The sequence below is a fragment of the Amycolatopsis sp. NPDC089917 genome, from assembly GCF_040684635.1.
GTDB lineage: Bacteria > Actinomycetota > Actinomycetes > Mycobacteriales > Pseudonocardiaceae > Amycolatopsis.
In genome coordinates this window covers 26895-41878 of record NZ_JBFBGL010000043.1, presented here as the reverse complement: position 1 = coordinate 41878, position 14984 = coordinate 26895, and the positions used below count along the sequence as shown (strand labels likewise).

General features: G+C 69.1%; 11 protein-coding genes. 9 read left to right on the top strand and 2 right to left on the bottom strand.

What is annotated here, in order from left to right:
• Positions 1–226 precede the first annotated feature (226 nt).
• Entirely contained in the window at positions 227–1780 is a 1554-nt protein-coding gene (locus tag AB0N89_RS27760; protein WP_364209957.1) for a recombinase family protein, read from the bottom strand.
• A 306-nt stretch (positions 1781–2086) separates the two neighbouring features.
• Between AB0N89_RS27760 and AB0N89_RS27755 the strand changes: the two genes are divergently transcribed.
• Genes AB0N89_RS27755 through AB0N89_RS27735 form a run of 5 tightly spaced genes read left to right on the top strand, consistent with a single transcriptional unit; the run spans position 2087 to position 7667 of the window.
• On the top strand, positions 2087–2617 hold the full coding sequence (locus tag AB0N89_RS27755; protein ID WP_364209955.1) for a (2Fe-2S)-binding protein: 531 nt from the start codon (positions 2087–2089) through the stop codon (positions 2615–2617).
• A complete protein-coding gene (locus AB0N89_RS27750; RefSeq protein WP_364209953.1) occupies positions 2617–5055 on the top strand; it encodes a molybdopterin cofactor-binding domain-containing protein in 2439 nt (812 codons plus the stop codon). The genes AB0N89_RS27755 and AB0N89_RS27750 overlap by 1 nt, the downstream gene beginning before the upstream one ends.
• Positions 5052–5906 (top strand): xanthine dehydrogenase family protein subunit M, encoded by an 855-nt coding sequence (locus AB0N89_RS27745; protein WP_364209951.1) that lies wholly within the window; start codon positions 5052–5054, stop codon positions 5904–5906. The genes AB0N89_RS27750 and AB0N89_RS27745 overlap by 4 nt, the downstream gene beginning before the upstream one ends.
• Before the next feature lie 18 nt (positions 5907–5924).
• Positions 5925–6566, top strand: a complete 642-nt coding sequence (locus tag AB0N89_RS27740) for an SRPBCC family protein (protein ID WP_364209949.1) — start codon at positions 5925–5927, stop codon at positions 6564–6566.
• Between the two features lie 42 nt (positions 6567–6608).
• Positions 6609–7667, top strand: a complete 1059-nt coding sequence (locus AB0N89_RS27735) for an NAD(P)-binding domain-containing protein (RefSeq protein WP_364209946.1) — start codon at positions 6609–6611, stop codon at positions 7665–7667.
• Here the strand turns inward: AB0N89_RS27735 and AB0N89_RS27730 are convergent.
• Positions 7636–8502 carry an alpha/beta fold hydrolase gene (locus AB0N89_RS27730; RefSeq protein ID WP_364209943.1) on the bottom strand — a complete coding sequence of 289 codons (867 nt, stop codon included), beginning with the start codon at positions 8500–8502 and terminating at the stop codon, positions 7636–7638. The genes AB0N89_RS27735 and AB0N89_RS27730 overlap by 32 nt on opposite strands.
• Before the next feature lie 315 nt (positions 8503–8817).
• On the opposite strand from AB0N89_RS27730, the gene AB0N89_RS27725 reads away from it, so the two are divergent.
• The 4 genes from AB0N89_RS27725 to AB0N89_RS27710 all read left to right on the top strand — a co-directional run bounded on the left by AB0N89_RS27725 (position 8818) and on the right by AB0N89_RS27710 (position 14963).
• Entirely contained in the window at positions 8818–12609 is a 3792-nt protein-coding gene (locus tag AB0N89_RS27725; protein ID WP_364209940.1) for an amino acid adenylation domain-containing protein, read from the top strand.
• 17 nt (positions 12610–12626) lie between these two features.
• Positions 12627–13373, top strand: a complete 747-nt coding sequence (locus AB0N89_RS27720; RefSeq protein WP_364209937.1) for an arylmalonate decarboxylase — start codon at positions 12627–12629, stop codon at positions 13371–13373.
• A gap of 47 nt (positions 13374–13420) precedes the next feature.
• Complete coding sequence (locus tag AB0N89_RS27715) at positions 13421–13999, top strand: TetR/AcrR family transcriptional regulator (RefSeq protein WP_364209934.1); 579 nt, start codon at positions 13421–13423, stop codon at positions 13997–13999.
• 103 nt (positions 14000–14102) lie between these two features.
• On the top strand, positions 14103–14963 hold the full coding sequence (locus AB0N89_RS27710; RefSeq protein WP_364209931.1) for an NAD(P)-dependent oxidoreductase: 861 nt from the start codon (positions 14103–14105) through the stop codon (positions 14961–14963).
• Positions 14964–14984: the final 21 nt, after the last annotated feature.

Here is a 14984-nt window from a genome sequence, read left to right as displayed (position 1 = left end):
CAGGCCCGGCTCGACGCCGAAGCAGTCGATCGGTGGGCGGTGAAGGTCGCAGACCTCCCGCCACTGACCGAGGAACGAATACTGTCACTCGCGGTGATCCTTAACCGCATCGACAAACGCCGACGCAACGCCAAAAAGGAGTGACGTGCGCGTGGCCAGACACACCAACAACCGAGGCCACACCCACCCCTGTTCCGGGACGGGTGTGGCCTCGGTCGTTGCTCTATCAGGCCGCACCTTTGCGGCGCTTCGGCATCCGGGGTTCGATGCGGACCCGTTTGGGGTCGAACTGGCGTTTCCCGTTCTTGGCGGCAGGGTCCAAATAGAGGGTGTCGCCGCTGAGTGCGTCGGTGAGCATCGCGCGGCGTTCGTCGAACTCGGCCGCGTCCCACTGCGCCGCCGCGTCCTCACTGCTCATCGCTTCGGTAGGGCCGTCCGGGTTCCCGCCGGTCAAGTCGTCCCGCTCGGCTTCCAACCGTGCGTGTGTGGCCATGAGCGGTTCATTGGCCGCGTCGTAAGTGTCCTCGGTCATCTTCCCCGCCCCGAGTTTCGCCGCGATCGACTTCAATAAGCGCTCACACTCGCCAAGTTCGGTATGGATCTCCGCCAGCCGTTCCGAGACACGCGCACGCGCGGCCCGGATCGCCGCCGCGTGCTTGGCGTCCGACAGACGCGAAATCACCAGCCCGCGCAACTCACGATCCACCCGCCGCATATCGGCGCCGACCTTGCCGCACCCGCCCGAACTCTTCGAGCACCCGTACTGCCGCCGCCGCTCACCATCCGGATAGGTCCCCGAATGCGGACGCCCGCTCACACCCCGCCCGCACAACGGGCACCGCAAGATCCCCGACCCCACATACACCCCGCTCGGGTTCTGCCCTTGCGTCCGCCCCGCACACAACGCGCGCAGCTTGGCGAACGTCTCCGGCTTCACGATCGGCTCACCCGGCACCGTGCCCACCACCACGCCGTCATGCTCGATCAGACCAGCGTTGATCGGCCGCAACAGTACCTCCCCGACCTGACGCGGCAGCCACGTCTTACCCGTGATCGTGCGCAATCCCTCCGCGTTCCACTCCTCCGCGATCGTGGACTGGAACACCCCCGCCAACACCGCATCCGTGGCCTCGCGCAACGCCCTGCGTTCCCGCTCCACCAACTCCGCCGGAACCGGCTTACGGGTGTCCTTCCCCTCCGCGTCCAACCACTCCTCACGTGGCACGGTCCGATCCAGACCAGGGAACCCGAAGCGGCGGCCCTGGTGATGCGGCACACCGCGCTTGCGCAGCACCTCGAACCGCCGCGAGATCCGCTGAGACGCCTCATCGGAGTTGCGCTGATTGTGCGCGACCTCCTGCCGTAGCTGATACCGGTCGTTGTAGTCGGTGAGGTCGTAGCGGCCGTGTGAGGACGCCACCGTGTACGAGTCATAGCCCGTGCCCTCGATCAACTGGAACAGGTCCTCAAGATCCAGCGACCGCCTCCAACCACGGTCGGTGTTCCACAACACCACCCCATCCGAAGCCCGCGCCGCGACCCGCTTCATGATCCGTTCCCAGCCCGGACGATGCACCTTCGGGTTCCACGCGGACAGCTTCGGGTCCGAGATCTCCTCACCCAGCACGCCGCCCAACCGGGCGATCACATCCCGGTTGTCGGCGTGCTGGGTCTCGCACTTCTCCAGCTTCCCCGCCTGATTCCGCGACAGGCGCGCATACGAATCAAACACCGGCTGACGCCCGCCCTGACCTGCACTAACCTGATGGCTGAATCCCATGAGATCCACAGTAGGTACATAAGACAGGTTCAGCTAGAACCCGAATCGCCACTCACGACCACCTGTACCGAATGGACACTCGCCCCGTTTCCGCATCTGCGCCCCTTTCCCTTCCTTCGCAACGCATCTGCGGACCAACGGTCGAGTCACCCCCTGTCGGGGGTTGTCCCCGCCGATCAGAAGTAGCACGCTCGGCTGTGAGTCCGATCACGGTCGCTCCGGGGTCGGTCCGTGACAACCGCAATGACCGGCCGCTCCCGAACGACCCCGGACCAGCGCGGGGTTTCTCTTGCTTTTGGAGGCCTGATGCGCATCACCGTCACCGTCGACGGCACCCCCTACACAGACGACGTCGAACCCCGGACCCTCCTCGTGCACCATCTCCGCGAACGGGTCGGGAAGGTAGGCACCGTGGTCGGTTGCGACACCAGCAACTGCGGGGCCTGCACCGTCCATCTCGACGGGCACAGCGTGAAATCCTGCTCGGTCCTCGCGGTCCAGGCCGACGGCTGCGAGGTCACCACGATCGAGGGACTGGCCCGCGACGGCGAACTGCATCCGGTGCAGCAGGCCTTCCACGAGAACCACGCGCTCCAGTGCGGTTTCTGCACGCCCGGAATGATCATGCAGTCGATCGATCTGCTCGCCGACAATCCCGATCCGGACGAGCAGGCGGTCCGGGAAGGACTCGAAGGAAACCTCTGCCGCTGCACGGGTTACCAGAACATCGTCCGCGCGGTGCGCGACGCCGCCCATCAGATGAGGCCCGGCGCCGGTCCCGAAGCCGAGCGGCTCGCCTCGGACACCGCTTCCCGTGTCGGCGCGGGTGGTGAGTGATGACCTCCACGATCGAACCGGAGGTCGGGAAGGCCCGTCGCCGCAAGGAGGACGAGCGCCTCATCACCGGCCGCACCCGTTGGACCGACAACCTGAGCCTGCCCGGCATGCTGCACCTCGCGGTGCTCCGCAGTCCTTTCGCGCACGCCAAGATCGTCTCGATCGACGTCACCGAGGCGAAGTCCGCGCCGGGTGTCGTCGCGGTGCTCACCGGGAAGGACCTCGACCCGGAAAGCGCCATCGGCATGCCGTGCGCGTGGCCGATCACCCCGGACATGAAATCGCCGAGGCGTCCCATTCTCGCCTCGGACACGGTGAACTTCGCCGGTGAAGGCGTCGCGGTGGTCGTCGCCAGGACGTCGGCCGAAGCGCACGACGCGCTCGAAGCGATCGACGTCGACTACGACGAACTGCCGGTCGTCCTCGGCCTCGAGAACGCGCTCGCCGAGGGCGCGCCGCTGGTGCACGAGGAACTCGGCACCAACGAGAACGCCGTGTGGGTCTTCGATTCCGCGGGAGCCGGGACGGGATCCGACGTCGAGGACGCGATCGCGAACTCCGAGGTCGTCCTCAAACGACGGTTCCGCCAGCAGCGGCTGGTGCCGGCGTTCATGGAACCGCGGGCGTGCGTCGTCGACCCGACCGGCAGCCAGCTGGTCATGTGGTCGGCCACGCAGGTCCCGCACATCCTCAAGACGATGACCGCGGCCACGCTCGGCCTGCCCGAGCACAAGGTGCGGGTGATCGCGCCGGACGTCGGCGGCGGCTTCGGCGGCAAGATCGCCGTCCTGCCCGAAGAGATGATGGCGACGCTGATCGCGCGGCGGCTCGGCAAACCGGTCAAGTGGACCGAGTCCCGCTCGGAGACGATGGTCGCCGCGCATCACGGCCGCGACCAGATCCAGGACCTCACCATCACCGCGAACCGCGACGGCACGGTGACCGGCCTCAAGGTCGAACTGCTCGCCGACATGGGCGCGTACCTCGGCCTCGTCGGCCCCGGCGTGCCGATCCTGGGCGCGTTCATGTTCAACGCGATCTACAAGTTCCCGGCGTACCACTTCGCCTGCACCAACGTGTTCACCAACACCACGCTCACCGACGCCTATCGCGGCGCCGGGCGGCCGGAGGCCACGTTCGGGATCGAGCGGATCATGGACGAGCTCGCCGTCGAACTCGGCATGGACCCGATGGAGGTCCGTGAGAAGAACTGGATCAAGCACGAGGAGTTCCCGTTCACCACGGTGGCCGGGCTGACCTACGACTCGGGCAACTACGAGGCCGCCACCGACAAGGCCAAGGAACTCTTCGACTACGACGGCCTCCGCCGCGAGCAGAAGGAACGACGGGATTCGGGCGACCCGGTCCAGCTCGGCATCGGCATCTCGACGTTCACCGAGATGTGCGGCCTCGCGCCGTCGCGGGTGCTCGGCTCGCTGGACTACGCGGCCGGCGGCTGGGAGCACGCGGAGATCCGGGTGCTGCCCACCGGCAAGATCGAGGTGATCACCGGCGCCTCCGCGCACGGCCAGGGGCACGAGACGGCGTGGAGCCAGATCGTCGCCGACAAACTCGGCGTCCCGTTCGAGGACATCGAGGTCATCCACGGCGACACCCAGTCCTCGCACAAGGGCATGGACACCTACGGCTCCCGGTCGCTGGTGGTCGGCGGGATCGCGGTGGTCAAGGCCGCGGACAAGGTGCTCGCCAAGGCCAAGCCGATCGCGGCGCATCTGATGGAATGCGCCGAGGACGACCTCGAATTCGAGGCGGGCAAGTTCTCGGTCAAGGGCACGGATTCCGCGACGTCCATCCAGGACATCGCGTGGGCCGTGTTCTCGGCGCACAACCTGCCGGACGGCGTCGAGCCCTCGCTGGATTCGGCGGACACGTTCGATCCGGAGAACTTCTCCTTCCCGCACGGCACCCATCTGTGCGCGGCCGAGGTCGACACCGAGACCGGACGCGTGAAGCTGCGTTCCTACGTCTGCGTCGACGACGTCGGCGTGGTGGTCAACCCGCTGATCGTCGAGGGCCAGGTGCACGGCGGGCTCGCGCAGGGCATCGCGCAGGCGTTGTTCGAAGAGGCCGTCCACGACGAAGGCGGCACGCTGACCACCGGCACGTTCGCCGACTACCTGCTGCCGTCGGCGGCGGATCTGCCCAGTTTCACCACCGACCGCACCGAGACCCCGTCGACGACGAACCCCTTGGGCGCCAAGGGAGTCGGCGAGGCGGGCACGATCGCCTCGACCCCGGCGGTGGTCAACGCCGTGGTCGACGCCGTCCGGCACTTCGGGGTGAACGACATCGAAATGCCGTTGACCCCGATGCGGGTCTGGCACGCCATCCGGCACGGGTCGTCCGCCGCGGGCGGGCTGGGCTCCGAATCCGGTGGCGGTCTCGGTTCGATCGACGCCACCGGAGGTGCCCAGTGATCCCGGCCCCGTTCGACTACGTCGCTCCGTCCACAGTGGACGAAGCGATCGCCGCCCTCGCCGAAGCGGGTGAGGACGCGAAGGTGCTGGCCGGCGGGCAAAGCCTGCTGCCGGTGCTGCGGATGCGGCTCGCCACGCCGACCACGCTGGTCGACCTCGGGAAGGTCGGCGAACTGCGCGGGGTCCGCGAGGACGGCGACGCGCTGGTCATCGGCTCGATGACCACGCATTACGACGTCCAGCGGGACGCGCTGGTCGCCGAGCACGCCGCGCTGCTCAAGGCCGCCACCGATACGGTCGCCGATCCGCAGATCCGCCACCGCGGCACGTTCGGCGGCGCCATCGCGCACGCCGATCCCGCCGGTGACCTGCTGGCCCCCGTCCTCGCGCTCGGCTGCGAACTCGTCGTCGCCGGACCGGGCGGGCGGCGGACGGTCGCCGCGGCGGACTTCTTCCAGGACATGTTCACCACCGCGCTCGCCGCGGACGAGCTCCTGGTCGAGGTCCGCGTGCCGAAGCACACCGGCTGGCGCGCCCACTACGAGAAGTTCAACCGGGTCGCGCAGGCGTGGTCGATGGTCGCGGTCGCCGCCTGCGTCCGCACCGAGGTGGGCACCATCGAGGAGGCGCGGGTCGCGCTGACCAACATGGGCTCGACGCCGGTGCGGGCGGCCGCGGTCGAGGCGGCGCTGGTCGGCTGCGCGGCCACCGCCGAGGCGATCCGCGGAGCGGCCGAACACGCGGCCGAAGGCACGAACCCGACGGCCGACGGCAACTCCGATGTCGAATACCGGCAGCACCTCGCGCGGGTGCTGACCGGCCGGGCGGTCCTCGCCGCCGCGGGTAGCTGAGAGAAGGGAGGTCGGCCCGTGCGGCTCGACCACGAATTCACCGTTCCCGCCCCGGTCGAGGAGGTCTGGAAGGCCGTCGTCGACCCGGAACGGGTGGCGCCGTGCATGCCCGGCGCCACCGTCACCGAAGTCGACGGGGACGCCTTCAAAGGCACGGTGAAGGTCAAGCTCGGGCCGATCTCCCTGCTCTACAAGGGATCCGGCCATTTCGTCGAGAAGGACGCCGAGGCGAAGAAGGTGGTGATCAAGGCCTCCGGCAAGGACGCCAGGGGAGCGGGCACGGCGTCGGCGACGGTGACGCTCACCCTGTCCGAGAAGAACGGCGTCACCCACGGCGCCGTCGCCACGGAAATGGCGGTCACCGGCAAGCCGGCGCAGTTCGGGCGCGGGATGATCTCCGAGGTCGGCGGCAAGATCCTCGACTCGTTCGCGGACTGCCTGTCCGGGAAGCTCGCCACCACGGCAGAGCCGGAACCCGAAGAGCCGGCGGAGCGTCCGCCGTTGAAAGCGGTCAAGCCCGTGGCGGAGGGTGAGGCCATCGATCTGATGGAGTACGCGGGCGAATCCGTGGTCAAACGGGTGGCGCCGGTGCTGGTCGCCCTCGCCGGGATCCTCCTGGTCGTCGCGATCGTGCGGGCTGTGACGCAGCGGACACAGTGACGTAGAAGGAAATAGAGGCTCCCGTCAGCCGTTGAACCCGGTATGAAGGCGGATCACGAAGTCGACGTGGCGGTGATCGGGGCGGGGCAGGCCGGTCTGTCGGCGGCGTATCACCTGCGCCGCGCGGGATTCGCCAACGAGGCGGGTTTCGTCGTGCTCGACCACGGCAAACGGCCCGGGGGCGCGTGGCAGTACCGCTGGCCTTCGCTGGTCGTGGAGAAGGTCCACGGCATCTACGACCTCCCCGGGATGGCCTTCGGCACCCCGGATCCGAAACTGCCCGCCGCCGACGTCGTGTCCGAGTACTTCGGCCGCTTCGAGCGCACATACGACCTCCCGGTCCATCGCCCCGTCGACGTCCTGTCGGTGAGCGCCGAGGACGACAGGCTGGTCGTCGCGAGCGCGGCGGAGACGTGGGCCGCCCGCGCGGTGATCAGCGCGACCGGCACCTGGGACCGGCCGTTCTGGCCGTACTACCCGGGGCAGGAGACCTTCCGCGGCCGCCAGCTGCACACGGCCGATTACACCGGCGCCGGAGACTTCCGCGGCAAGCGTGTGGTCGTGGTCGGCGGGGGCGCGTCGGCCGTCCAGCTGCTGCTGGAGATCGCGCCCTTCGCGCGCTCGACGCGCTGGGTGACGCGGCGCCCGCCGGTCTGGCGCGACGCGCCGTTCAGCGAGGACTGGGGCCGCGAGGCCGTCGCCAAGGTCGACCGGCGGGTCCGGGAGGGCCTGCCGCCGAAGAGCGTCGTCAGTGTGACCGATCTGGCGGTGACGCCCGAGGTGCGGGCCGGGCTGGACGCGGGCATCCTCGACCGTCACCCGATGTTCGAGCGGCTCACCCCGGACGGCGTCCAGTGGGCGGACGGCACCTTCGAGCCCGCCGACATCATCCTGTGGGCCACCGGTTTCCGCGCCGCCATAGACCATCTCGCGCCGCTGCGCCTGCGGTCGTCCGGTGGCGGGATCCGGATGGACGGCACCCGCGTCGTCGCCGAACCGCGGCTGCACCTGGTCGGCTACGGCCCGTCCGCCAGCACCGTCGGCGCGAACCGCGCGGGCCGCGCCGCGGTCACCGAGATCCGGCGCCTGCTCGGACGCTGAGGTCGTCGAGGATCGCGGCCAGCGGAGCGGGCCTCCGGAGGAACCCGGCGTGACTGCTTTCGAGCTCGCGGACGTCGAACGGGTTGTCCGGGGTGAGCGCGTCGCCCTCGGCGACGTAGAGCTCCTGGACGGCGAGCGGCATGGAGCGGTCCTTGGTCAGTTTGACGAAGGTGCGCGGGATCCGGCCCCAGGAGTCCTTGTCCGCGCGCACGTCCCATTCGGGTCCGGTCAGCCAGAACACCTCGTCCGGCTGGCTCGTGAGGACGACCTGGAGGAACTCGTCCTCGGTGAGTTCCCCGGAGATGGCCTCCCGCAGCGCGGCCCGTTGCGCGCGGTCGGCGGCGCGCCAGTTGATCCGGATGAAGCCCTGGCTCGCCGGGTCCCCGATCATGAGCGGCGCCGTCGCGGTGAAGAGATCGGCGGACGACCACGCGGGCAGCGCCGGGTACTCGCCAGGGGCTCGTTCCACCGGGCACTGGGCGGCGACGTAGACGATCCGGTCGATCAGTTCGGGGATCGCGTTGGCGGCGGCGGTGACCGGGAGCCCGCCGAAGCTGTGCGCGACCAGGACGACCGGCCCGTGGTGACGCATCCGCTGGACGGCGTCGACGACCAGCCGGGTCTGAGTCTCCAGGGTCACGTCTCTCACGGGTGACGGCTCGGCCGCGAAGGTTTCGAGGTCCTGTTCGTAGTAGGCCTGGGTGAACCCCGCGCCCCGGCCGGGGAGATCGAGCGCGAGCGTCCGGTGCCCGCGTGCCGCCATCTCCCGCTGGGTGGCTGACCAGGCGTGTGCCGAACTTCCCGAACCGTGCACGAAGACGAAAGTGGGAATCATGCCTTCGAGTGTGGCGGATACGGCGGGCAGGGAAGGAAACCCGGCCCCAAAGGGAAGAGGAAAATGGTCTGCGGGGCGCCGGGTGAAGACCCTTTCGATTCTCGTCCCACGAGAAACGATTTCCGTCCGGTGAATACGGTTCTCCCGTTTGTCAAGCATATTCCAGTCGGGGAAACTTTCGGGCCGTTCCCGCCTCCGCCGGTATCTCGGGCCGTCAGGGTCACTCCTGTGCTGTGTGGTTCACGAGCAGTGCGCCGAAACGGCGCGCGTCCACGGAATTCGTAATGGGGGATGGCTTTGCCAGGGGAAAAGATCATGACGTCCGCCGCGAACGTCACACCGCTTCATCGTTTCCGTTCCACTACCTGCCTGCCGGATCTGCTCGGGCACTGGGCGAGGACCCGGCCGGAAGCGGTCGCCGTCGTCGACGGCGACCGCGAATTGACCTTTCGCGGACTCGAAGCCGCGAGCGCGGATCTCGCCGCCCATCTCGCCGGTCTGGGGATCGGCACGGACGACCTCGTCGGGCTGCACGTCGAGCCTTCCGCGGATTTGCTGGTCGGCGCGTGGGGCGTTCTCGCCTCCGGTGCCGCTTATCTGCCGTTGTCGCCGGAATATCCGGAGGACCGGCTGCGGTACATGCTCGAAGACAGCGGCGCCGGCGTCGTCGTCACCCAGCCGCACCTCGCCGGACGGCTGGCCGGGCTGGTGCCCGCCGGGACCTGGATCGTGTCCGTGGCCGACGTCCACGGTCCGGCAGGCGACGTCCCGTGCGGGCCTCGGCCGGACTCGCTCGCGTACGTCATCTACACCTCCGGCAGCACCGGCAAGCCGAAGGGCGTGATGATCGAGCAGCACAGCGTCGTGTCCCAGATGCGCTGGCTGCAGGTTTGCGGTCACCTGGACGCGGGCGTCACGGTGTTGCAGAAGACGCCGATGAGTTTCGACGCCGCGCAATGGGAGATCCTGGCGCCCGCCGCGGGCGCCCGTGTGGTGATGAGCGCGCCGGGGAGTTTCCGCGATCCCGAGGTCCTGATCGACACGGTGATCAAGCACGACGTCACCACCCTGCAGTGCGTTCCGACGCTGCTGCAGGCGTTGCTCGACACGGAACGCTTCGGGGCCTGCGCCTCGTTGCGGAAACTGTTCTCCGGCGGTGAGGCGCTCTCGCGTCAGCTGGCCGGGGAACTCGCCCGTGAACTGCCGTCGGCGCGGCTGGTCAACCTGTACGGGCCGACCGAATGCACGATCAACGCGACCGCCCACGTCGTCGACCCGGACACGATCGGCGAGACCGCCGGGACGGTCCCGATCGGCGTGCCGGTCGACAACACGCAGTGCTTCGTGCTCGACGCCGAGCTCGCCCCGGTCGACATCGGGGAGCCGGGCGAACTGTACATCGGCGGGGTCCAGCTGGCCCGCGGCTACCTGAACCGGCCGGAGCAGACGAGCGAGAAGTTCGTCCCGAACCCGTTCGTCCCGACCGAGCTGCTGTACCGCACCGGGGATCTCGCCTACTGGAACCCGGACGGCACCCTCCAGTTCGTCGGCCGCGCCGACAACCAGGTCAAGCTGCGCGGCTACCGCGTCGAGCTGGACGAGATCGCGGTGGCGATCGAGGAGCACACCTGGGTGCGCCGGGCGGCCGCGGTGGTGACCGACGACGCGCGGACCGGCTCGAAGTCGCTCGTCGCGTGCGTGGAGCTGAACCCGCGCGAAGCCGCGCTGATGGATCAGGGCAACCACGGCGGGCACCACCAGTCGAAGGCAAGCAAGCTGCAGGTCAAGGCACAGCTGTCCGAGCCGGGGGTGCGCGTCGATCTCGCGGGCCGCCCCGTCGTCGCGCTGGAGGGCGGACGGGAAACCGGTCATCAGCGGCGGGAAGTCTTCGCACGCAAGACATATCGCTATTACGAGGGCGGTGACGTCAGCCGCGGTGACCTCATCGCGCTCCTGGCACCGCGTCCGGTCAGCACGTACTCGCGCGAACCCGGTGAGCTCGCGTTCGCCGAACTGGGTGAGCTCCTGCGCTGGTTCGGCCGGTTCCGCAGTGCTGAGCGGCTGCTGCCGAAGTACTCCTACGCCTCGCCCGGCGCGTTGTACGCGACGCAGTTGTACCTGGAGACCAGCGGTCTCGACGGTCTCGGCGCCGGGATGTACTACTACCACCCGCTCGACCACACGCTGGTCCTGATCGGCGCGGGCACGGGGACCGGGCATTCGGTGCACTTCATCGGCCGAACCGGGGTCATCGAACCGGTCTACAAGAACAACATCCGCGAGGTCCTCGAATTCGAGGCGGGGCACATGGTCGGCGTGTTCGAGGAGAACCTGCCCCGGTACGGCCTCACGATCAGCCCGGCGGAGTTCGATCCCGCGGTAGCCGTCCGAGCCGGTGCCGCCGCCGATGACCACTACCTCGGCACGTTCTCCTTGCACGCCAACGACGGCGAGCCGCGCCGGGACGACGTCGAGCTGTTCGTCCAGGCCCATCCGGACCGGGTCGAAGGCCTCGCCGCTGGCACCTACCGCTGGCGGGACGGGGATTTCGAGCGCGTCTCCGGCAAGCTGATCGAGGCCAAACACGTGATCGCGATCAACCAGCAGGTGTACGGACGCGCGGCCTTCGGCGTGACCGCCGTCAGCCGGACGGCCGACGAGTGGCTGGAGTACATCGGGCTCGGCACGAAGCTGCATCACCTGCAGCGCAACGGCCTGGGGTTCGGCCTCATGTCGTCGGGCTACAGCTCGAGGAGCGGCAACCCGCTGCCCGCCGCCCGGCGGATCGACGACATCCTCGCCGGACAGGGGATCGCGCCCGGTCCGTCGTACTTCTTCGTCGGCGGCAAGGTGAGCCGGGAGCAGACGCGCAGCGAGGGGATGCGCGAAGACGCCGTGCACATGAAGGGGCCGGCGGAGCTCATCCGTGACGAACTCGCGTCCACCCTGCCCGACTACATGATCCCCAACCGGGTGCTGGTGCTGGACGAGTTGCCGTTGACCGCCAACGGAAAGGTCGACGCGCACGCGCTGGCCCGGACCGACGCCGTCCTCGCCACGAGCGGCGCGCCGTATGTCGCGCCGTCGACGAGCCACGAGCGGTGGCTGGCCGGGGTGTGGGGCAAGGCGCTGAAGTACGACGACGTCTCGGCGCGGGACGACTTCTTCGCCTCCGGCGGCAACTCGCTGACGGCGGTCTCCCTGGTGAACCGGATCAACCGCGAGTACGGCACCCGGCTGCCGTTGCAGGTCGTCTTCGAGTGCCCGAAGCTGGCCGATCTGGCCGCCCGCGTCGGCGAGGATTCCGCCCGGCCGTCGTCGCGGCTGGTCCCGTTGGCGACCGGTGGCGGCGACCCGGTGTTCTGCTGGCCCGGACTCGGCGGGTATCCGATGAACCTGCGGCTGCTGGCTTCGGAAAGCGCTCTGGGACGGCCGTTCTACGGGGTCCAGGCCCACGGGATCAACGCGGGTGAAACGCCGTACGCGAGCGTCGAGGAAATGGCGAGAGCCGACGTCGAGGAGATCCTGCGTGTCCAGCCGGAGGGCCCGTACACGCTGTGGGGTTACTCGTTCGGCGCGCGGGTCGCGTTCGAAACGGCGTGGCAGCTGGAACAACGGAGTGAGCGGGTGGACGACCTGCTGCTGATCTGCCCGGGAAACCCCGAGGTCGGCGGCGGGGAGCGGGTAGCGAGCTACCGCGACCCGGCGTACCTGACGATCCTTCTGTCGGTCTTCCTCGGGTCGATCTCCGGGCCGGAACCTCTGGCCTGCGAGGAAACCGTCCGCGACGAAGACGGGTTCGTGGCTTTCGTGGCGGAGCTGCGGCCCGCCCTCGGCGAACAGCTGATCCGGCGCGTCGTCCGGATCGTCGAGGAGACCTACGAGTTCGACTACACCTTCCGTGAACTCGCGCGGCGGCGGATCGCGGCGCGAGTGACCCTGTTCAAGGCCACGGGCGACGACTACTCGTTCGTCGAGAACAGCTCCGGATACTCGGCCACGCCGCCGGAGGTGGTCGAGCTCGAAGGCGATCACTACAGCGTCCTCAAGGAGAACGGGGTCGCCGAACTGGTTTCGGCGATCCGCGCCCGGCTCGAATCCCCCTGAGCTAAGGAGATCCAGTAGTGCCCGACTCCCTCGGTCCCCGCCTCAAGGTCGGCGTCGTCGTCCCGTCCACCAACACCTCGGCCCAGCCGGAACTGGACGCGCTGCGCCCCGACGGCGTCACCAACCACACCGGACGGATGGTCATCGGCGACGATCCGATGGTCGACGAACCCGGTTTCGGTCAGGTCATGCACAGCATCCGGCTGTCGACGCATCCGGCGATCCGCAGTGTCACCGGCTGCGGGCCCGACTGCGTGATCGTCGGCGTGTCACCGGAAAGCTATTGGGAGGGAAAGGATTCGCACGGTCGTGTGCTCGATTCGATGCGGGAGGCCGCGGGCGGCCTGCCGGTGACGATGAGCCCGGACGCGATCAACGCCGCGCTCGCGGCGCACGACGCCCGCCGGATCGCGGTCATCACGCCGTACCTGCCGGTCGGCGACGACGCGGTGAGCCGGTTCTTCGCCGACAGCGGCTACGACCTGCTGAGCCTCCACGGCCTCGGCATACCGAGCCCGGCCCGGATCTCCCACGTCTCCGAGGCCGAACTCAGGGACGCGATCAAGGAGATCGACACCGCCGACGTCGAGGCCATCGTCCAGGTCGGCACCAACGTCGCCATGGCACGCGTCGCGGCGGCCGCCGAGTTCTGGCTCGGCAAACCGGTCATTTCGAACAACGTCGTCCTGTACTGGCACGCCCTGCGCCGGAACGGCGTCACCGACCGCGTACGCGGCTTCGGCTCGCTGTTGGCCGAGCATTGAACACCGGTATTTGACTGATCGTTACAGAACGTGGGATGCTGGACGGCATGCCCCGTCCGAAGGGATTCGATCCCACCGAGGTGCTCGACGCCGCGGTCGGCACGTTCTGGCAAAAGGGATACGCGGCGACGTCGGCCCAGGACCTGGTCGACCGCACCGGCCTGGGACGGGGAAGCCTGTACAACACGTTCTCGAGCAAGCAGCAGCTGTTCAAGGAGTCGCTGCGCCGCTACGAGGAAACGTCCGCCACCCGGGTGGAGGAGATGCTGGTCGCCCCGGGAACCATCCGGGAGCGGGTCCGGCGTGTGCTGATGGACGTGGTCCACGACGAGATGGACGCCTCGGCCACGCATCGCGGTTGCCTGGCCGTCAACGCCGCCCTGGAACTCGGCGGCGTCGACGACGAGATCACCGCCGGCGTCCGCCACAACTTCGAACGCGTGGAGAACGCGTTCCACGCCGAGTTCGCCGCCGCCCGGCAGGCGGGCGAGATCGGCGCGGGCAGGGATCCGCGGGCGCTGGCGAGGTTCACCCTCGCCGCGATGTACGGCCTGCGGGTACTGGGCAAGACCGCGGACCGGCAAGCACTCACCCAAGTCGTCGAAACCACCATCGAGGCGTTCTGATGTTCCAGGTTTCGTAACACACCCCCGGCGTAAGAGCCGGTTTTCTCCGGCGCTCGTTCTTTAACGACCATTCCACAACCGAGACGAGGAGTGAAGGCAAGTCATGACGGAAACCGTCGCGGTGCTCGGCACCGGGATCATCGGCGCCCCGGTCGCCCGCAACCTGAGCAAGGCCGGGTTCGCGGTCCGGGCCTGGAACCGCACCGCGGCCAAGGCCGAAGCCCTCACCGGGGACGGTGTCGAGGTCGCGTCGAGCGCGGCCGAGGCCGCCAAGGGCGCGCCGGTCGTGATCACGGTCCTGACGGACGGCGCCGCGGTGCTGGCGGCGATCCGCGCGGCCGCCCCCGCCGCCGGCACGATCTGGGTGCAGCTCAGAACCGTCGGGGACGCCGTCGACGACCTGATCGCCTACGCCGACGAGCAAGGTCTCGTCTTCGTCGACGCGCCGGTGCAGGGCACCCGCCAGCCCGCGGAACAGGGCCAGCTCATCGTGCTGGCCGCGGGCGCCGCGGACGCGCGCGAGACCGTCCAGCCGCTGTTCGACGCGATCGGCAAGCGCACCCTGTGGGTCGGCGAGGACGGCCGCTCCGGCGCGGCGAGCCGGCTCAAACTGGTGCTGAACACCTGGGTGATCGCGCTGACCCACGGCGTCGGCGAGGCGCTGGCGCTGGCCGAGGGGCTCGGCGTCGACCCGCGGCATTTCGTCGACGTCGTCACCGGCGGCCCGATGGACAACGGCTACTTCCAGGCGAAATCCGCCGCGATCCTCAAGAACGACTACACCACCGCCTTCTCGGTCGACAACGCGGAGAAGGACTCCCGGCTGGTGCTGGCGGCCGCGGCCCGCGTGGGTGTCCGGATGGACGCCGTCGAGGCCGGGCGGGCCCGCTTCACCCGCGCTTCCGAAGCCGGGCACGGCGACGAGGACATGGCGGCGGGGTACTTCGCCAGCTTCGACAACTAGGGCGGGGGTCGGCGCGGCCGC

Coding starts and splice junctions, on each gene's coding strand:
- AB0N89_RS27715 (WP_364209934.1), top strand. CDS start 13,421: ATGCCCCGTCCGAAGGGATTCGATCCCACCGAGGTGCTCGACGCCGCG.
- AB0N89_RS27725 (WP_364209940.1), top strand. CDS start 8,818: ATGACGTCCGCCGCGAACGTCACACCGCTTCATCGTTTCCGTTCCACT.
- AB0N89_RS27755 (WP_364209955.1), top strand. CDS start 2,087: ATGCGCATCACCGTCACCGTCGACGGCACCCCCTACACAGACGACGTC.
- AB0N89_RS27710 (WP_364209931.1), top strand. CDS start 14,103: ATGACGGAAACCGTCGCGGTGCTCGGCACCGGGATCATCGGCGCCCCG.
- AB0N89_RS27735 (WP_364209946.1), top strand. CDS start 6,609: ATGAAGGCGGATCACGAAGTCGACGTGGCGGTGATCGGGGCGGGGCAG.
- AB0N89_RS27730 (WP_364209943.1), bottom strand. CDS start 8,502: ATGATTCCCACTTTCGTCTTCGTGCACGGTTCGGGAAGTTCGGCACAC.
- AB0N89_RS27750 (WP_364209953.1), top strand. CDS start 2,617: ATGACCTCCACGATCGAACCGGAGGTCGGGAAGGCCCGTCGCCGCAAG.
- AB0N89_RS27760 (WP_364209957.1), bottom strand. CDS start 1,780: ATGGGATTCAGCCATCAGGTTAGTGCAGGTCAGGGCGGGCGTCAGCCG.